Source organism: Austwickia sp. (assembly GCA_016699675.1).
Classification (GTDB): domain Bacteria; phylum Actinomycetota; class Actinomycetes; order Actinomycetales; family Dermatophilaceae; genus Austwickia.
Map to the genome: position 1 here is coordinate 3353088 of CP064985.1, position 18317 is coordinate 3371404.

Consider the following 18317-nt stretch of genomic DNA (forward strand, 5'->3'; position numbering starts at 1 on the left):
GCGCGAGCTCCAAGGCCAGCACCGAGGTGGAGGTGACAGCGATTCCCATGGCGCAGCCGAGCGCCGTCAGGACCAGGCCGAGTCCCCAGGTGGGCACGTTCAGGACGTCGCCGGCGAGGAAGGCCGTCGTGGCCAGGACGAGGAGGAGGGTGCCTCGCTGGATGAGCTCGGCGCCCCGATCGGCCAGCGCGGGGCGGCTCTGCACGAACGAGCCCAGCGCCCAGCCCAGCGAGGCCAGGGTGAGCAGGACGCCGGTGGCCACGAGGTCGAGGCGGTCCTGCTCGACCAGCATGAGCGGGACGAATGCCACGGTGGCATTGAAGGCGGCCATGAGCAGGAACCGGGCCAGCATCACGCTCGGCTGCCCGCGGCGCATCCGCAGCGTGCCCGGCGGCAGCAGGGGCGGCACCGACCACGCGAGCAGCGCCAGCCCCAGCAGCGCGGCCGCGGCGACCACCCCACTTCTCAGCCCGGGCAGGGCGACCCCCGCCTGAAAGAGCGTGGCCCCGATCGTCATCACGACGCCGTACCCGGTCGCCGTGCGCAGCGGGAGCGTCGGCGCCGCGGACGCGCCGCCCTCGGCGACGTCCGGCCGGTACTCGGGGCCCTCGCCCGCCGCGAGCAGCCGGCCCGCCCGCGAGATGCCCACGGAGGCAACGCCCGTCAGGGGCACGATGATGAGGAACACGGCGCGCCACCCCCAAACCTGGGTGATCGCCGCCGCGACGAGCGGCCCGACGATCGACGGCAGCACCCATGCCGAGGCGACCCACGCGAACACCGTGGGCCGCAACCGCCGCGGGTACGCGGCGCCGATCATGACGTAGATCGCCACGAGGCACAGTCCGGCGCCGACCCCGGCGACCAGGCGCCCGGCGAGCAGGACCGAGAAGCCGGTGGCGAGCCCCGCGGTCAGCGACCCGAGCGCGAACAGGGTCGCGCCAGCCCACAGCGTGGCGACCGGGCCGCGCAGCGCGGCGAGGGCGCCCGCGAGAGCGATGCCCAGCAGCTGGCCGGTGAACATGAGCGAGAACGCCAGGCCGTACGCCGTGCCCGCGCCCAGATCCTGGGTGACGCGGGGCATCGCCGTCGACACGGCCATGGTTTCGAACGCGATGATCGTGACGAGGCTGAGGACGGAGGCGGTCACCGCGGCGTACCGTCCGCCCATCAGCTCCGCGCCCCGACCGCTCACCCGCCCAGCATACGTTCGTTGCGCAAAGAAGGGGATACCCCCGGAACCGTCTCGGGCGGCCGCTTTCAGCCCGCCAGCCAGACCGCGGCGTCGGGCGGCAGGCTGGTCGGCGCGGGCCCTCCGCCGCCGGCATCGGCGCTGCTGACCAGCACCGGAAGGTCGGGCAGCGCGATCGGGGTGGCGCCGAGGTTGGCCAGGACCAGCACCGGCGGTGCTCCCGGGGCGGCGACCGAGAAGGCGAGCACGTCCTCGCCGTACCCATCGACGAAGGCCACCTCGCCCGCTCCGAGCCGGCGCTCGCGGCGGATCCGCAGCAGCGCGCGGTAGAGCTCGTACGTCGAGCCGGGCACCTCCCGCTGCAGGTCGACGGCCAACTCGCCGTACGTCGCGGGCTGCGGCAGCCAGGTCGCGCCGGTGGCGTTGAAGCCGTACGCCGGGGCCTGTGCCTCCCACGGCATCGGGACGCGGCAGCCGTCCCGGCCGTACTCCTGCTGGCCGGTGCGCAGCCACGTCGGATCCTGGCGCAGCTCATCGGGCAGGCTGGTGTGCTCGGGCAGGCCCAGCTCCTCGCCCTGGTAGAGGTAGGCCGAGCCGGGCAGCGCGAGCATGATCGTCGTGGCGGCGCGGGCGCGGCGCAGGCCGAGCGCGGCGTCCGGCTGCCGGTCGGTGGCGCCGACCCCGTTGGGGCCGCGGCCGGTCCGCCGCGCCGACGGCAGCGCGAGGCGGGTGGCGTGCCGGATGACGTCGTGGTTCGACAACACCCAGGTGGTGGGCGCCCCCACCGCGGCGCAGGCACGGATCGACGCGTCGATGACCGCGCGCTGCGCGGGGGCCGTCCAGGGCGCCTGCAGGTAGTCGAAATTGAAGGCCTGGTGCATCTCGTCGGGGCGGACGTAGCGCGCGGCGCGGGACAGCGGGTCCACCCACGCCTCGGCGCACAGGATCCGATCCCGGGCCGGGTCGTGACCGGGGGCGTCGGGCGGATTGTAGGCGTCGAGCACCGCCCGCCAGGACCGATAGATGTCGTGGACCCCGTCCTGGTCCCACATCGGCGCGTGGCGGCGGCCGGCGTAGCCGTCGTCGCCGGGCTTGAGCAGCTCTTGTTCGGCCGGCCAGTCCGGCAGGCCGGGCTCCTTGACCAGCCCGTGCGCGACGTCCACCCGGAAGCCGTCGAACCCGCGGTCCAGCCAATACCGCAGGATCGCCTCGAACTCGGCCGCGACCTGCGGGTTCGTCCAGTCGAGGTCGGGCTGGGTCACGTCGAACAGGTGCAGGTACCACTCGCCCGGCGTGCCCGTGTCCGGGTCGGCCACGCGGCTCCACGCCAGGCCGCCGAAGACCGAGCGCCAGTCGTTCGGGGGCAGCTCCCCGTCCTGGCCCCGACCCGGGCGGAACAGGTAGCGGGCCCGCTCCGCCGACCCCGGCGGCGCGGCCAGCGCCGCCTGGAACCAGGGGTGGTCGCTGCTCGTGTGGTTCGGCACGAGGTCGACGATCGCCCGCAGGCCGAGCTCGTGCGCCCGCGCGATGAGGGCGTCGGCGTCCGCCATGGTCCCGAAGAGCGGGTCGACGGCGCGGTAGTCGGCCACGTCGTACCCCGCATCGTTCTGCGGGCTGGCGTAGAACGGCGACAGCCACAGCGCGTCCACCCCGAGATCGGCCAGGTGCGCCAGGCGCGCCGTGATGCCCGGCAGGTCGCCGATGCCGTCGCCGTCCGAGTCGGCCCAGCTGCGGGGGTAGACCTGGTAGATCACCGCGGTTCGCCACCAGGCCGGGGCCCGGCCAGCCGGTCGCGCGGGGTCCATGCTCACCTCGGGCTCACTCCCGTTCACTCGGGGTCACTCCAGCTCACTGTGGCTCTCTCCAGCTCACTCGGCTCGGTTGACGAGGGAGTACGCGGCTCGGGTCAGGTACTCGCGCAACATCGCCTCGTCGTCGGGTTCTAGGTCGAGGGTGTCCACCGCGGCCAGCATGTGCGTCAGCCAGGCGTCCCGGGCCGCCGGGGTCACCGCGAACCCCATGTGGCGCATGCGCAGCCGCGGGTGCCCGCGGCGATCGCTGTACGTCGTGGGCCCGCCCCAGTACTGCGCCAGGAACAGCTCCAGCCGCTCCCGTGCGGGCTCCAGGTCCGCCTCCGGATACATCGGCCGCAGCAGCGGGTCGTCCGCGACGCCGCGGTAGAACGCCCGGGTGAGGGCGGCGAAGGTGGGCGCGCCGCCCATCCGCTCGTACGGCGTGCGCTGGTCGGGGTCGCTCATGTGGGGTTGCCTCCGTACGGCGGGTAGGTCGGCGGCGGCTTGATGCCCGCGTCGGCACAGGCGATGAGGCTGCGCTCGCGGATCTCGCGCTGGACGCCCCAGTGTTCGTTGGGCGCGCACTTGGCGACGATACGCACCGAGAAGGTGCCCGGCGCCGTGGCCTCGACGCCGACGACCTTCGGCTCCTCCAGCAGCAGGTCCTCCCAGCGGTCGTCGGCGTCCATGGCCGCCATCGCCGTGCGCAGCACCTCGATGACGCGCTCGGGGGACTCGCCGAAGCCGACCGGGATGTCCACCGTCGCCGTCGACCAGCCCTGGGTCTTGTTGGCGAGCCGGGTGATCTCGCCGTTGCGGACATACCAGATCACGCCGTCGCCGTCGCGCAGCCGGGTCACCCGCAGGGTGACCTCCTCGACCGTGCCGGTGACATTGTCGACGTCGATGAGGTCGCCGACGCCGTACTGGTCCTCGGCCAGCATGAACATGCCCGACAGGAAGTCCTTGACGAGGCTCTGCGCGCCGAACCCGAGCGCCACGCCGCCGACCCCGGCCGAGGCCAGCACCGGCGCCATGTTGAAGCCCAGCTCGTCGCCGATCATGAGCACCGCGATGACGAAGAGGATGACCGTGGTGATGCTGCGCAGCACCGAGCCGAGGGTCTCGACGCGCTGCCGCTGCCGTTCGGGGTTGAGGAAGCTGCCCTCCAGGGCCCGGGCGGCGAGCCGGGCGTGCCGGCGTACGGTCGGCAGTTCCTCGGTCGGGATCCGCCCCGGGTCGGCGTCCTCGGCGCGGCCCGCGGCGGTCGCCGGGGTCGAGGACGTGCCCGAGGCGGTGCCGGCACTCGCCGTACCATCGCTCGCCGCCGCCGTCCGCGCCGGCTTGGGCACGCTGAGGGAGGCGACCACGCGGTTGATGAGGCGGTGCAGCAGCCACCGGGTCGCCAGCGCCACGACCACGATGAGCAGGATCGTCAGCCCCTGGTTGAGGAGCCACGCCAGCAAGGCCTCGGCGGACACCTCACGGGCGGAGACGGCGTGCATGGGCCCCATTCTGACGGGTTCGGCGGCGGCGGCAGTGGGGTGGTCCAGAGGGCGGGTCGCGCGGGCGCCCGCCACTAGGATCGGGACGGTTCCCCGACGAAAGGCCTGTCGTGTCCCGTTCTGCGCCCTCGGTGGCCCTTGCCGATCTGGCCCACGCGTACGGCGTCGCCACCGAGTATTGGGACTGGCAGGGGCACCACGTCGTGGTCGGCGCCGAGACCATCGTGGCGGTGCTGCGGGCCCTCGACGTACCGTGCGGCGACGAGTCCGCGATCGAGGCCAGCCTGCGCGAGGTCGACCTGCGGCCGTGGCGGCTCACCCTGCCGCACAGCACGCTCGCGCGGCGCGGCACGTCGACCGGCGTTCCCGTGCACGTGCCGCACGGCGCGGCGGTGTCCGTCTGGGTGGAGCTGGAGGATCGCGGCGGGCGTCGGGAGATCCGCCAGCTCGAGCACAACGTCCCGCCCCGGGACGTCGACGGGGTCCTGGTGGGCGAGGCGATGTTCGCGATCCCGGCGGACTTCCCGCTGGGCTGGCACACCCTGTATGCGCAGGTCGAGGACGAGGTCCCGGTCACCGCACCGCTCATCGTCGTGCCGGATGCGCTGAGCCTGCCCCCGAAGGTCGCCGCGCGGGGCGCGGCGGGGCTGATGGTGCAGCTGTACGCCGCCCGGTCGCGGGCGTCCTGGGGGGTTGGCGACCTGGCCGACCTGGCGGACCTGACGGCGTGGGCGCGGCGGGACCTGGGCAGCGACTTCGTGCTGGTCAACCCGCTGCACGCCGCCGAGCCGGTCGCGCCGATGGAACCATCGCCGTACCTGCCGACCTCGCGCCGGTTCGTGAATCCGCTCTACATCCGGGTCGAGGACATCCCCGAGGTGGCCTCCCTGCTGCCGCGGGACCGCAAGCACGTCGAGGAGTGCGCCCGCAAGGCTCGGCGGCTGTCCCAGGCCGACACGATTGCTCGAGACGCCGCCTGGGCGCTGAAGGACAGCGCGCTGCGGATCGTGTACGCCGCGGCGCCCTCGGCCCGGCGCAGCATGGGCTTCGAGGCCTTCTGCGCGCGCGAGGGTCAGGGCCTGGTGGACTTCGCCACCTGGTGCGCGATCGCCGCCGAGCGCGGCATCGCCGATTGGCCGGACGAGCTCTCGGATGCGCGCTCGGCCGTCGTGGCCGCGGAACGGGAGCGGCTGGCCGAGGACGTGCGCTACCACATGTGGCTGCAGTGGATCGTGGACGAGCAGCTGGCGTCGGTGCAGCGGCTCGCGCGGGCCGCGGGGATGACGATCGGCGTCATGCAGGACCTCGCCGTCGGCGTACACCCGGAGGGCGCCGACGCGTGGGGGCTCGGCGACGCCCTGGGGCGCGGGGTCACGGTGGGGGCGCCGCCGGACCCGTACAACCAGCTGGGTCAGAACTGGAGCCAGCCGCCGTGGCGCCCCGACAAGCTGGCCGAGTGCGGTTACGCGCCGTACCGCGACATGCTCCGCGCCGCCCTGCGGCACTCGGGGGCCCTGCGGATCGACCACGTGATCGGCCTCTTCCGGTTGTGGTGGGTGCCGGAGGGGCACAGCCCCACGGAGGGCACCTACGTGCGCTACGACTACGACGCGCTCATCGGCATCCTGGTGCTGGAGGCGCACCGGGCCGGGGCCGTCGTGGTCGGGGAGGACCTCGGCACGGTGGAGCCGTGGGTGCGCGACTACCTGCGCGAGCGGGGAATCCTCGGCACCTCGATCCTGTGGTTCGAGCGCACCGACGACGGTGGGGTGCGTCGCCCCGAGGACTACCGCCGGATGTGCCTGGCGTCGGTGACCACGCACGACCTGCCGCCGACGGCCGGGTACCTGACCGGTGAGCACATGGTGATCCGGGGGCAGCTGGGCCTGTTCACCCGGGACGTCGAGGTCGAGCGCGCCGAGGACGAGGCCGACCGGGCGGCGATGATCGCGATGCTCGCCGACCGCGGCCTGCTGGGGGAGGACCGGCGCACCCGCAAGGTGGTCGAGGCGCTGCACCGGTACGTGTCCTGGACCCCCGCGCTGCTCGTGGGCATCAGCCTGTCCGACCTCGTCGGGGACGTGCGGACGATCAACCAGCCGGGCACCGACGAGGAATACCCCAACTGGCGCGTCCCGCTCGCCGGGCCGGATCGCCAGCCGCTGATGCTGGACGACGTGATCGCCGACCCAGGGGCGAAGCGCATCACCCGGGCGGTGCAACGCGGCTGACGGCACCCCTGACCGTTCGTGACCTGCGCTTTGGGTGCCATGGCACCCAAAGCGCAGGTCGTGAGCGGTCGTTGTTTGGGCCGGCAGGTGTGGGAGCCGGGCGCGTGGTCGGCGCGCGGCTACGGCGTACCGCCCTCCAGCACCCCGTCCGTGACGCCGTGGTGCACCTGGAAGCCGGCCTCCTGCGGCGTCCGGTAGGCGCGCACCGGGATCAACACCAGCAGGCCCGCGACGAGGACGGCCATGATGCCGAGGATGCCCCAGTACTGCACGTGCCCCCCGCCGGTCACCGTCTCGCCCAGCCCGATGAAGAGCGTCCACCCCAGCGGCGCAAGGAAACTCAGCGCGCGGCCGGTCATCTGGTAGAGCCCGAAGATCTCGCCCTCCCGCCCGGGCGGGATGACCCGCGCGAGCATGCTCCGGGCCGCAGCCTGCGGCGGGCCCACGCACGTGCACAGGGCGAGCCCGAGGATCCAGAACACGATCGCCCCACCGGCGTGGAAGAAGAAGATGCCGAGTCCCGCCACGATGGTGATGACCAGGGACGCCATGATGATCGGCTTGGGCCCGATCCGGTCGTCGAGCGAGCTGACACCCACCGTCACCACCCCGGCCACCAGGTTGGCCGCGATCGCGAAGATGATCACGCCCTGCTGGCTGAACCCGAACGTGCCGGCCGCGAGCACCCCGCCGTAGGCGAACACCCCGGCCAGGCCGTCTCGGAACAGCGCCGACCCGATGAGGAAGCGCAGCGTGTTCGGGCTCTCACGGGCGATGCGGCGCACCGTGTGCGCCAACGCTCGGTACGCCGCGAGCAGGGACTCCCGCTGCGGCGGCTCGGCCGGGCGGCCCCGGTCGCGCAGCACCACGAGGATCGGCAGCATGCCGACGAGGAACCACACCGCGGTCAGCAGCATCGTGGCGCGGATGTTGCGGGCGTCGTCGCTGGGGATCGGGATGAAGTGCCCCGGCACGACGAAGCCGAACAGGATCAGCACGAGCAGGGCGATGCTGCCCAGATAGCCCGAGCCCCAACCGATCCCCGAGATCCGGCCCACGGTCGCGGGCGTGGAGACGTGCCGCAGCAGCGAGTTGTAGTTGACCGCCGAGAACTCCCAGAAGATCTGCGCGACCACCAGCATGAAGATCCCGGGCCACAGCCAGGCGGGATCCGGTCGCACGAACCACAGCCCCACGATGAGCCCCAGCACGATCGTGCTGTTGATCCCCAGCCACAGCGTGGGTCGCCGGGTCCGGTCGGCGCGGTGCCCGAGGACGGGCGCGAAGAGCGCGACGATCGCGGCGGCGATGTAGCCGCCGGTGCCGAGGGCCTGGCTGTTGGCGTCGGTGTCACCGAAGGCGGAGCTGGTGACGTACACCGAGTAGACGAACGTCACCACCACGGAGTTGAAGCCGCTGGTGCCGAGGTCGTACCAGACCCACGCCAGCGACTCCCGGTTGAGCAGCCGCTTGGGGGCCCCGGCCGGTCCCGCGTCGCCGGGCGCACCGGGCGCGGGGGCGGGGGCGGGGGAGCCCGGCGCACTCACGGCCGCGCGTCCCGTTGTTGGGCCCGGACGGCACGGGCCACGGCGTCACGGTTCTCGGCGACCAACCGGAGCAGCCCCGCGGGAGCGTCGCCGTTGGCGTCGAGCCAGGCCTGGGTCGCGGAAAGGAGCGGCTCGCCCGCGAGCGCCATCGGGTAGGCGCCCGCCGCGATCACCTCGCCGATCGCGTAGGTGCGCGCCTCCCACAGGGCGCGGACCTGGTCGTGGTAGGCGGTGACGAACGGCGTGAGCAGGCTCTCGTCGTGCGCCGAGGCCCACCCGCTGACGATGGCGTCGACCATCTGGTTCGAGAGCGTGGCGTCGCCGAAGACCCGCTCCCAGGCGGCGGCCTTGGCGGCCGCGGTGGGGATCGCGGCCCGGGCGCGCGCCCCCCGCTCCCGGCCCGTAGCGGTCGGGTCGCGGCGCTCCTCAGCCGCGATCTCCTCCTCGCCGGCCGCGCCGCCGGCCACCAGGGCCGTCAGCAGGGTCCACCGCATCTCGGTGTCGACGGCCAGGCTGGTCAGGGTCTGGCTCCCGTCGTACAGGCCCCGCACCCAGGCGAGCTGCTCCGGGGTGCGCGCCGAACCCGCCGCGGCCGAGACGAGCTGCAGCTGGGCATCGGAACCGGGCTCCGCCGCGACCGCGAGGTCGTGCAGGTGCTGGGCGGCGTCGGCGCGAGCGGCCGGCCGCGCGGCGGGGTCGAGGTAGAGCCGCAGCGTGGTGGTGAGCTGGGCGAGGAGCATCCGCAGCAGCGTCGAGTCGCTCTGGCCGGGGAGCGCGTGGAGGAGCAGGGGGACGAAGTCCCGGCCGCGCAGCTCGGCGTCGCGCGTCATGTCCCAGGCCGCGCCGAGCAGGAGTGCGCGGGGCAGCGGGTCGGCCCCGGCGGCGTGCTCGATGAGCGTGGCCACGGACGCCTCGTCGAGGCGGACCTTGGCGTACGTCAGGTCCTCGTCGTTGAGCAGCACGAGGTCGGGCCGTCGGGCGCCGACCAGCTGCGGCACCTCCGTCCGGGCGTCGGCCACATCCAGCTCGATCCGGTCGCGCCGCACCAGCCGCTCGTCCGGCGAACCCGCGCCGGCCACGTCGTACAGCCCGATCGCGAGGCGATGCGGACGCAGGGTGGGGTGCTCCGCGGGGGCGGTCTGTTCGATTGCGGCGGCCCGGATCGTCCCGTCCGGGTCTACGTCCAGCGCCGGGCGCAGCGTGTTCGGGCCGGCCGTCTCCAGCCACGCCCGGGACCAGGCGCCGAGGTCGCGGCCCGAGGTCGCCTCCAGGTGGCGCAGCAGGTCGGCGAGCGTCGTGTTGCCGTAGGCGAACTCGCGGAAGTAGCCGCGCAGACCCGCGACGAACGCATCCCGCCCGACGTAGGCGACGAGCTGCTTCAGCGCCGCCGCGCCCTTCGCGTAGGTGATCCCGTCGAAGTTCACCTCGACGTCGGACAGCGTGCGGATGTCCGCCGAGATCGGGTGGGTGGAGGACAGCTGGTCCTGGCGCAGCGCCCACGCCTTGCCCACCGTGGCGAACGTGGCCCACGCGTGGGACCACTGGGTCGCCTCGGCCTGGCACGTCATCGACGCCCACTCCGCGAAGCTCTCGTTGAGCCACAGGTCGTCCCACCAGCGCATCGTGACGAGATTGCCGAACCACATGTGCGCCAGCTCGTGCAGAATCGTCAGCCCGCGCCGCTCGACGAGGGCCTGCGGGACCTTGGCGCGGAAGACGTACATCTCGTTGAAGGTGACCGCCCCGACGTTCTCCATCGCGCCGGCGTTGTATTCCGGGGTGAAGATCTGGTCGTACTTGGCGAACGGATAGCCGAGCTCGAAGAGCTCCTCGAAGAAGGCGAATCCCCGCTTGGTGCAGTCGAACACGTTGGCCGTGTCCAGATAGGGCATGAGCGACTTGCGGGCGAACAGCCCCAGCGGCACGACGCGCTCGCCCACGCTGACGGTGTCGCGGACGACGTCGTACGGCCCCGCGATCAGCGCCGTGACATAGCTGGACAGCCGCGGCGTCGGCTCGAAGTCCCACCGGGCGACCTCGACGGATCCGAGATCCGGCACCTCGCGTGCGCCCAGGGCGGTCGGCTCCGGGGTCGGCTGGCACGAGATGACCTGCCAGTGCGCCGGCGCCGTGACCGAGAAGGCGAACGTCGCCTTGAGGTCGGGCTGCTCGAACACCGGAAACATCCGGCGGCTGTCCGCGGTCTCGAACTGGGTGTAGAGGTAGACGGCGTCGTCGACCGGGTCGACGAAGCGGTGCAGCCCCTCGCCGGTGTGCATGTAGCGCCCGGCCGCGTGGACCTCCAGCACGTTGTCGGCGGCCAGGTCCGGCAGGGCGATGCGGCCGTCCACGTACGCCGTACGCGGGTCCAGATTCACCCCGTTGAGCCGCACGGACGCCACGGACTCGCCGACGAAGTCGAGGTGCGTCTGCGAGCCGGGCGCGGCGCAGCTGAAGCGGACGATGCTGCTGGTCGGGAAGGTGGTCGCGGAGGCGGTGAGGTCGACGGCGACGTCGTACGACGCCACCTGGATCAGCTCGGCCCGCTGGGCCGCCTCCTCGCGGGTGAGGTTGGTACCGGGCACGGTGCTCTCCTGCTGGGGATCTCGGCGGGGGGTGGGCTGGTGGGCGGCGGCAGCGGGCCGGCACGCCGGTACGCCGCAGCGGGCGAACCCATCCTGACATCCGCGCCCCGGACGCGCGGGCGCCTTCGGCACCTGCCAGAGTGTCGCCCATGACCGAGCGCGTACGCATGTGGTTTGACCCGGCCTGCCCCTGGGCGTGGATGACGTCCCGGTGGCTCAAGGACGTGGAAAAGGTCCGAGACCTCCAGGTCGACTGGCGCGTCATGAGCCTGTCCGTCCTCAACGAGGGCCGCGACCTGCCCGAGGACTACCGGGCGCTGATGGACCGCTCGTGGGGGCCCGTCCGGGTCATCGTCGCCGCCGAACGGGAGCACGGGCACGAGGTGGTGGGCCGGCTGTACGACGCCATGGGCTCCGCCATCCACCTGCGCAAGGTGGACGACCGCGACGAGGTGATCCGCCAGGCGCTGGCCGAGGTCGGGCTTCCCGCCGACCTCGCGCGCTATGCCCACACCGACGAGGTGGACGAGGCGCTCCGGGCCAGTCACGGCGAGGCGATCGCGTTGGTGGGCGACGACGTGGGCACCCCGGTGATCGCCGTGGGGGACGTCGCGTTCTTCGGGCCGGTGGTCTCGCCGGCGCCCAAGGGGGAGGCCGCGGGGCGGCTCTGGGACGGGTGCGTGCTCGTCGCGGGAACGCCCGGGTTTTTCGAACTGAAACGCTCCCGGACGGTCGACCCGATCCTCGACGAGGATTGAGCGGCGCCGAGATTCGCAGGAGGGCTCAGATGCCCACCAGGTGGGCGCTGACCGGGTGTGACCAGAGTCTCGTCGGCCCAGCGACGGGATGTACCACCGGTCACCTGCGACGCCGTGGAACGGCCGGATCCTATAGGAAGTAGGGACTGCGTTCCTCTCGACGTCGTACTACTCTCCGGACATGGGCAGCTTGCCGATCGACTCAGCGCGGGATGCGCTGAGCCGTGTCGGTGCTCTTCGGCTGGACGGCACGGCCGCACACCCCCTGCCCCGGCGGGAGGTCGGGCCGCCCGCGCTCCCGCCCCCCGCGCTGCGGACCGTGCTGGCGCGCGGCTGGGCCGCGGTGCGCGCGCGCGTCGAGACCAACGAGCGGGCGACCGTCGCGGCGACCGTGCTGGCCATCGTGGTCGTCTCGGGGATCATCGTCGTCGCGCCCTTGACGGTCCCCTGGGTGGCCTACCTGCCCTTCGTCGTCCTCTCCGGAGCCATGCACAGCCCCTGGCGCCACACCGCGATCCTGGCGCTGACCGCGGCGGCGATCCTGCTGACGGCCGCGCTGACGGCACCCGTGAAGTCCGACGGTGTCGGTGCGGCTGTCGCCACCCTCGCGGTCGGTGCGGTCACGCTGTGGCGCAGCGCCTGTCGCGCCAAGGTCGGCGTGCAGGGCAGCCGCGGCGAGACGATGCTCGCCGACCTGCGCACCCGGCTGCTGAAGCGGGCCCGGGTCCCGGCGCTGCCGGGGGAGTGGCACGCCGAGACCTGCGTGGAATCCGCCTACAGCCAGCGCTTCTCCGGCGACTTCGTCGTGATCCGGCGCACCCAGGGCGGGCGGCTGCTCGAGGTGGCGCTGGTGGACGTGTCCGGCAAGGGCCTGGACGCGGGGACCCGGTCCCTCGTGCTCTCGGGCGCATTCGATGCGCTGGTCGGCTCCGTGCCGCCCGCGGACTTCATGGTCGCCGCGAACGATTATGTGGCCCGCCAGGAGTGGTCCGAGGGGTTCGCGTCGGCCGTCTACCTCTGCCTCGACCTGGAGACCGGCGACTATGCCGTCACCGGCGCGGGGCATCCGCCAGCCGTGCGCTATGACGCCCCCAGTCGACGGTGGTTGACCATCGAGGCCGGGTCGGGTCCGGTGCTGGGGTTGGTCGGTGGCCTGCGGTACCCGTGCCACCGCGGCTCGATCGGGCACGGCGAGGCGCTCATGCTCTACACCGACGGACTGATCGAGGATCGGTCCAACCACGTCGACGAGGGGATCGCCAACCTCATCGCCAACCTGACGGATCACGCGGACGCCTCGTTCGACGGCGTCGCGCACGCGGCGTGTCTGCACGCCGCGGCCGGGCACTGTGACGACCGTGGCGCCGTCGTCGTCTGGCGCGACTGACGCGCCAAGCGCGAGTGACGTGGGCGGCCCTGCGGTCGCGATGAGCCGAACTGTCGCGTGCGCGGAACTGTCGCGATCGGCTCATCTGACGCGACCAAGGTAGGCCCGGCCAGGGAGCGCTGACCAGGGGCGACGCGCTCCGTCCCGGCTTTTCGCCGCGACGTCGGGACGTTTTCGGCGGCTTGCCCGGTTTTGTCTGAAGCACGGTGGGTACCAGTGGCTCCGAGCGGCGTTCGTGCCGCTCAGAATCCGTGACGAAGGGACCCCCGACATGACGCAGCCGTACGACGGCGCCGGCCGCTATGACCCGGCCAGCCTCGGCCGTGACGACCCGTCGACCGCAGAGCAGGCCAAGCAACAGGCCGCAGGGGTGGCCGGCGAGGCCAAGGCGCAGGCGGCCGGCGTGGCCGAAGACGCCAAGGCGCAGGTGGGCCGGGTCGCCGAACAAGCCAAGGGTGAGGCCCGCGACGTGGCCGAGCACGCCAAGCAGGAGGCCCGTAGCCTGCTGGGCCAGGCTCAGGGAGAGCTGTCCAGCCAGGCCGGCACGCAGCAGCAGCGGCTCGCCGGGCTGATGCGCACGCTCAGCGAGGAGCTGGGCGGCATCCTCGACCCGAACAACACCGACTACCGCCAGGGCATGGTCACCGACCTCGCCCACCAGGCCAGCGGGCGCCTGACCAATGCGACCTCGTGGCTGGAGAACCGCGAGCCGGCCGATGTGCTGCACGAGGTGTCGCGGTTTGCGCGCCGCCGGCCGGGCACGTTCCTGGCTCTTGCCGGTCTCGCCGGGCTCGTCGTGGGCCGGTTGTCGCGCGGCATGGCGGATGACGCTCGGGAGTCGAACCAGTCCGCCCGCGCGTACGGCGACGTGAGCCGCCAGGGGTACTACGGCGACTACGGCGCCGGGTATCCGGCACCGATGTCGCCCGCGACCTACAACACCTCGGCCACCTACGGCCGCCAGGGGTACGTCGACGACACCGCCAGCGCCTATGCGATGGAGGCCGGCGCCGCGGCCCCGGCGTACGACGAGGTGACCGGCATGCCGGTCGGCACGACCCCGGGTTTCGCTGACGACCTCGGCGCGGTCGGCACGGGCCTCGGCACCGACGGCCGACGGCTGCCCCCGGTCGCCGAGGCCGAGACGACGTACACCCCGCAGGTCGGCACGCCCACCAGCGAGGACCGCCGATGACGACGGGAGCCAGTACGCCGGGGGCGCGTGGGGAAAACCTCGACGTCAACCCGCATACGGGCATCGACCCGACGGATCCCGCCGGGCCGTCGATCGGCCAGCTCCTCGGCAACGTGACCGAGGACCTGTCGACGCTGCTGCGCCAGGAGATCGCCCTCGCCAAGGCCGAGGGGCAGCAGTCGGCGAAGACCGCCGGCAAGGGCGCGGGGATGCTCGGCGGGGCCGGCGTCGCCGCCAACCTCGCGCTCATCTTCGCCTCGCTCGCGTTGATGTTCGTGTTCGACATGTTCATGCCCATCGGCTGCGCGGCGTTCACCGTCGCGGTGCTGTGGGCGATCGTCGCCGCCGTCCTCGCGATGGCCGGCAAGAAGGAAGTGCAGAAGGTCGGCATGCCGAAGACGGCGGAAACGACGTCGCGCATCCCCGATGCGCTCAAGGGAAACGAGGAGACGCGATGACCAACAGCAACGACCCGGAGCAGATCCGCCGGGAGATTGAGGCCACCCGACGCGACCTGTCGCGCAACGTGGATGCGCTGACCGACCAGGTGACGCCGGGCAACATGGCCCGCCGCGAGGTCAACCGCGTGGGAGAGTCCCTGCGCGGCCTCAAGGACCGGGTGATGGGCGGGGACGACGACTACGGCTCGTCCTACGGCACGCGGGACGCCATGGCGGACCGGCGCGACGAGCTCATGGGCCGCGCCGGCGACACCAAGGACCAGCTGCTGGACCAGGCGGGCGAACTGCGCGACCAGGCGGCCGCCCGGCTCTCCGACGCCCAGGGCGCGGTCCAGGGTGCCCCCGCAGCGGCGCGGCGCCAGACCCGGGGCAACCCGCTCGGCGCGGGCCTGGTGGCCTTCGGGATCGGTGCGCTGCTCGGCGGTCTGATGCCGTCCACCGCCAAGGAGCGGGAGGCCTCGGTGGCGCTGAAGGAGAAGGCGCAGCCCCTGGTCGAGGAGGCCAAGGGTGTTGCTCAGGAGGCGGTCGAAAACCTGAAGCCGCAGGCCCAGGCCACGGTCGACGCCGTGAAGTCGCATGCGGCGGACTCGGCGGAGGCGGTCAAGGCCGAAGGCCAGGACGCGGCGCAGACCGTCAAGGCCTCCGCGCAGGACTCCGCCGAGCAGGTCAAGTCCTCCGCGCAGGACGCCAAGGACGAGGTCCAGGCCACCCGCGAGGGCTGAGCCGAGCCGGATCCCGACGTACGGCGAAGGGGTGGCCATCGTCCGCGGTGGCCACCCCTCGCTGTCGCCGAAAAAGTTCCAGCGTCGCGTGCTCATGCGTATTCGTTTGTAATACAGTAGTTACGTGACGGAGCCATTCGATATCGAAGCGGTCGATGACACCGCGCCTTTCGAAATCGACCGTCAGGCAGCGCACCTGTTCAAGCACCCGCATTTGGGGCTGGCCGACGTGATCGACATCTGGAACAGCAGACCGCTGTTTTATCCAGCAAGGGCGCCCGCCCACTGGCTTATGGTCGCCGAGGTCGGCGGCCGGGTCTTGATGGTTCCGCTGGCTCCGTCCCGATCGGGCGACCCGAGCACCTGCCGCCCGATCGGCTGCTACGAGGCATCTTCGGGCCTCGCCGCCACCTACCGAAGGGACCGCCATGAGCACTGAGCAGATGACCCCAGACCAGGAGTACGCGTTCTACGCAGAGCCGCAGAACCAGCAACCTCAAGGCCCCCCGCGCCGGCGTCGCCAGGCCCTCAGCGCGCCGGTGCCCGTGCGCTTCCCGCCCGACCTGCTGGACGAGGTCAAGCGCGCCGCCGAGGCCGACGACCGATCCCTGTCGTCGTGGATCCGCCGCGCCGTTGAGCGCGAGCTAGGACGCTCAGCCTGACTCTAAACAAGGTCGAACGCGGACCAGACTGATGGCCTGGCGTTGGCGAGGGGCCGCTCGGTGGGTCGTGGAGCGGGTGACGAGAATCGAACTCGCGTAGCCAGTTTGGAAGACTGGGGCTCTACCATTGAGCTACACCCGCAGCGGGCCCCGCTGTGGCGGGGCCGGTTTCGTAGTCTAACCGCCGCGTCCGGGATGGCGAATCGGCCGGTACGGCGTGCTCGGGTAGCCTGAGGGCCAACGGGCTGTGGCGCAGCTTGGTAGCGCGCGTGCTTTGGGAGCACGATGTCGCAGGTTCAAATCCTGTCAGCCCGACCACGACGTACGGCGTCCGTTGTCAATGCCGAGGACAGACGACCGGCCGCGACGTACGGCGCGATCCGCCATCCCGGTGAGGCGACCGCGTCCCGCCACGTCGTACGCGGTTCGGAGGAAGCCCGACCGAGCCGATAGCATGACCCGAAGTCTCTCCCGCCGGGAGCCAACCAGACTGATCCGATTCGATATCCGCTGGAGTGCGCGCAGTGAAGAGTGCCGTCGAGACCCTCAACCCGACCCGGGTCAAGCTGACCGTCGAGGTCCCGCACGAGGAGCTCAAGCCCAGCCTCGACGCGGCGCTGCGAGCGATCGCGTCGCAGATGAACATCCCCGGTTTCCGCCCCGGCAAGGTGCCCACCCGGCTCGTCGAGCAGCGGGTCGGCCGGCCGGCCGTCATGCAGGAGGCCGTCAACAACGCGCTTCCCGAGCTCTACGGCAAGGCCGTCGAGGAGGCCGGCGTCAAGCCGCTCGGCCAGCCCGAGGTCGACATCGTCGAGCTGCCGATGGAGGAGGGGGAGCAGTTCGTCTTCACCGCCGAGGTCGACGTGCGCCCGGAGATCACGCTGCCGAAGTACGACGCGCTCAAGGTCGAGGTCGACGCCCTCGACGACGCGTCGGTGGCCGAGGAGGCCGAGTCCCGGATGACGACCCTGCGTCAGCGGTTCGGATCGCTGGCCACCGTCGAGCGCGCGGCGCAGGACGGCGACTTCGTCAGCGTCGACCTGCGCGCCGTCATCGGCGACGACGAGATCGACTCGGTCAAGGGCATCTCCTACGAGATCGGCTCCGGCAACATGCTGGAGGGCATGGACGAGGCGCTGATCGGCCTGTCCGCGGGGGAGTCCAAGACCTTCAGGGCCCCCCTGGCCGGCGGCGACCGGGCCGGCGAGGACGCCGAGGTGACCGTCACCCTGGGCTCGGTCAAGGAGCGCGAACTCCCCGAACTGGACGACGACTTCGCCCAGCAGGCGAGCGAGTTCGACACCGTCGAGGAGCTCCAGGCCGACGTCACCAAGCAGGCCCGCCAGGCGAAGATGTTCGCCCAGGGCGTCCAGGCCCGCGACAAGATCCTCGACCTGCTCCTGGAGACCGTCGAATTCGACGTCCCGCAGGGCCTCGTCGACGCCGAGGTGCACCAGCACCTCGACGGCGAGGGCCGCCTGGACGACGACGAGCACCGCGGCGAGGTCACCGACAACACCACCAAGGCGCTGCGCGCCCAGCTGCTGCTCGACGCGATCGCCGAGGAGCAGGAGGTGGAGGTCGAGCAGGGCGAGCTGATCGAGTACCTGGTCATGACCGCCCAGCAGTACGGCATGGACCCCAGCCAGTTCGCCCAGGCGATGGAGCAGAACCAGCAGGTCGGCGCCATGGTCTCCGAGGTGGCGCGGCGCAAGGCGCTCGCCGCCGTGCTGGAGCAGGTCACGGTCGTGGACAGCAACGGCCAGCCCGTGGACCTGTCCGCCGAGATCGAGACCGACGACCTCGACGAGGACGCGATCGAGGCCGCCGAGGAGGCGGGCGCCGCAGCCACCGCGGCCGAGTCTGCACCGGCGGCTGCCGAGGAATCCCCCGCGGACGACGCTGCGGGCGCGGACACCCCGGACACCGCGGACGCCGCGGCCGCCGAGGCGCCGGCCAAGAAGGCCCCGGCGAAGAAGGCCGCCAAGAAGGCAGCGGCGGAAGAGTCGGCTGCGGACGAGACGGCCGCCGACGAGCCCGCGGATGCGGCGACTGAGGAGAAGCCGGCCAAGAAGGCCGCGAAGAAGGCTCCCGCCAAGAAGGCGCCCGCGAAGAAGGCCTCGGCCAAGGCCGAGGCCGACGCGGACGGAGCCGAGGACGAGGGCTGAGCCGCACCCGCCGTACCGCCTGTGCATCGACGGCGTCGCCCCCGCGCGTGGGGCGACGCCGTCGCGGCATCTCCCCCCGCCTCCGAACGGCGCCGCGCGGACGTTCCCCCC

At 72.4% G+C, this 18317-nt stretch carries 14 protein-coding genes and 2 tRNA genes; 10 read left to right on the forward strand and 6 right to left on the reverse strand.

All coding sequences use genetic code 11. The features are described 5' to 3' along the window. Window positions 1-1260: 1260 nt before the first annotated feature. The 3 genes from IPK37_15355 to IPK37_15365 all read right to left on the reverse strand — a co-directional run bounded on the left by IPK37_15355 (window position 1261) and on the right by IPK37_15365 (window position 4490). Window positions 1261-2997, reverse strand: a complete 1737-nt coding sequence (locus tag IPK37_15355; protein ID QQS02929.1) for a glycoside hydrolase family 13 protein — start codon at window positions 2995-2997, stop codon at window positions 1261-1263. A gap of 63 nt (window positions 2998-3060) precedes the next feature. Beyond that, window positions 3061-3450, reverse strand: a complete 390-nt coding sequence (locus IPK37_15360) for a globin (protein QQS00247.1) — start codon at window positions 3448-3450, stop codon at window positions 3061-3063. Beyond that, a complete protein-coding gene (locus IPK37_15365; GenBank protein QQS00248.1) occupies window positions 3447-4490 on the reverse strand; it encodes a mechanosensitive ion channel family protein in 1044 nt (347 codons plus the stop codon). The genes IPK37_15360 and IPK37_15365 overlap by 4 nt, the downstream gene beginning before the upstream one ends. Window positions 4491-4600: 110 nt before the next feature. Here IPK37_15365 and malQ point away from each other — a divergent pair, with 110 nt between their 5' ends. Continuing rightward, the gene (gene malQ, locus IPK37_15370) at window positions 4601-6721 is read left to right on the forward strand and encodes a 4-alpha-glucanotransferase (GenBank protein QQS00249.1); all 2121 of its coding nucleotides are present in this window, start codon (window positions 4601-4603) and stop codon (window positions 6719-6721) included. Between the two features lie 119 nt (window positions 6722-6840). Here the strand turns inward: malQ and IPK37_15375 are convergent, their stop codons facing one another. Both IPK37_15375 and pepN read right to left on the reverse strand, forming a co-directional pair. Continuing rightward, a complete protein-coding gene (locus IPK37_15375) occupies window positions 6841-8268 on the reverse strand; it encodes an MFS transporter (GenBank protein ID QQS00250.1) in 1428 nt (475 codons plus the stop codon). Further along, the gene (gene pepN, locus IPK37_15380) at window positions 8265-10853 is read right to left on the reverse strand and encodes an aminopeptidase N (GenBank protein ID QQS00251.1); all 2589 of its coding nucleotides are present in this window, start codon (window positions 10851-10853) and stop codon (window positions 8265-8267) included. Before pepN ends, IPK37_15375 begins: the two co-directional genes overlap by 4 nt. A 167-nt stretch (window positions 10854-11020) precedes the next feature. Here pepN and IPK37_15385 point away from each other — a divergent pair, with 167 nt between their 5' ends. The 7 genes from IPK37_15385 (at window position 11021) to IPK37_15415 (ending at window position 16038) form a co-directional block, all read left to right on the forward strand. Then, entirely contained in the window at window positions 11021-11611 is a 591-nt protein-coding gene (locus tag IPK37_15385; protein ID QQS02930.1) for a DsbA family protein, read from the forward strand. A gap of 181 nt (window positions 11612-11792) precedes the next feature. Beyond that, window positions 11793-12998, forward strand: a complete 1206-nt coding sequence (locus tag IPK37_15390; GenBank protein ID QQS00252.1) for a serine/threonine-protein phosphatase — start codon at window positions 11793-11795, stop codon at window positions 12996-12998. 271 nt (window positions 12999-13269) lie between these two features. Further along, window positions 13270-14193 carry a hypothetical protein gene (locus IPK37_15395; protein ID QQS00253.1) on the forward strand — a complete coding sequence of 308 codons (924 nt, stop codon included), beginning with the start codon at window positions 13270-13272 and terminating at the stop codon, window positions 14191-14193. Then, window positions 14190-14651, forward strand: coding sequence for a phage holin family protein (locus IPK37_15400; GenBank protein ID QQS00254.1), 462 nt, complete (start codon window positions 14190-14192; stop codon window positions 14649-14651). The genes IPK37_15395 and IPK37_15400 overlap by 4 nt, the downstream gene beginning before the upstream one ends. After that, a complete protein-coding gene (locus IPK37_15405; protein QQS00255.1) occupies window positions 14648-15376 on the forward strand; it encodes a DUF3618 domain-containing protein in 729 nt (242 codons plus the stop codon). The genes IPK37_15400 and IPK37_15405 overlap by 4 nt, the downstream gene beginning before the upstream one ends. Before the next feature lie 124 nt (window positions 15377-15500). Beyond that, window positions 15501-15815 carry a hypothetical protein gene (locus IPK37_15410; protein QQS00256.1) on the forward strand — a complete coding sequence of 105 codons (315 nt, stop codon included), beginning with the start codon at window positions 15501-15503 and terminating at the stop codon, window positions 15813-15815. Then, window positions 15805-16038, forward strand: coding sequence for a CopG family transcriptional regulator (locus IPK37_15415; GenBank protein QQS00257.1), 234 nt, complete (start codon window positions 15805-15807; stop codon window positions 16036-16038). Before IPK37_15410 ends, IPK37_15415 begins: the two co-directional genes overlap by 11 nt. Before the next feature lie 68 nt (window positions 16039-16106). On the opposite strand, the gene IPK37_15420 is transcribed toward IPK37_15415, so the two are convergent. After that, a tRNA-Gly gene (locus IPK37_15420) sits at window positions 16107-16180 on the reverse strand. 99 nt (window positions 16181-16279) lie between these two features. Here IPK37_15420 and IPK37_15425 point away from each other — a divergent pair. Beyond that, window positions 16280-16356, forward strand: a tRNA-Pro gene (locus tag IPK37_15425). Window positions 16357-16562: 206 nt separating this feature from the next. Continuing rightward, entirely contained in the window at window positions 16563-18206 is a 1644-nt protein-coding gene (locus IPK37_15430) for a trigger factor (protein QQS00258.1), read from the forward strand. Window positions 18207-18317: the final 111 nt, after the last annotated feature.

Coding starts and splice junctions, on each gene's coding strand:
- IPK37_15355 (QQS02929.1), bottom strand. CDS start 2,997: ATGGACCCCGCGCGACCGGCTGGCCGGGCCCCGGCCTGGTGGCGAACC.
- IPK37_15360 (QQS00247.1), bottom strand. CDS start 3,450: ATGAGCGACCCCGACCAGCGCACGCCGTACGAGCGGATGGGCGGCGCG.
- IPK37_15365 (QQS00248.1), bottom strand. CDS start 4,490: ATGCACGCCGTCTCCGCCCGTGAGGTGTCCGCCGAGGCCTTGCTGGCG.
- IPK37_15385 (QQS02930.1), top strand. CDS start 11,021: ATGTGGTTTGACCCGGCCTGCCCCTGGGCGTGGATGACGTCCCGGTGG.
- IPK37_15390 (QQS00252.1), top strand. CDS start 11,793: ATGGGCAGCTTGCCGATCGACTCAGCGCGGGATGCGCTGAGCCGTGTC.
- IPK37_15395 (QQS00253.1), top strand. CDS start 13,270: ATGACGCAGCCGTACGACGGCGCCGGCCGCTATGACCCGGCCAGCCTC.
- IPK37_15400 (QQS00254.1), top strand. CDS start 14,190: ATGACGACGGGAGCCAGTACGCCGGGGGCGCGTGGGGAAAACCTCGAC.
- IPK37_15405 (QQS00255.1), top strand. CDS start 14,648: ATGACCAACAGCAACGACCCGGAGCAGATCCGCCGGGAGATTGAGGCC.
- IPK37_15415 (QQS00257.1), top strand. CDS start 15,805: ATGAGCACTGAGCAGATGACCCCAGACCAGGAGTACGCGTTCTACGCA.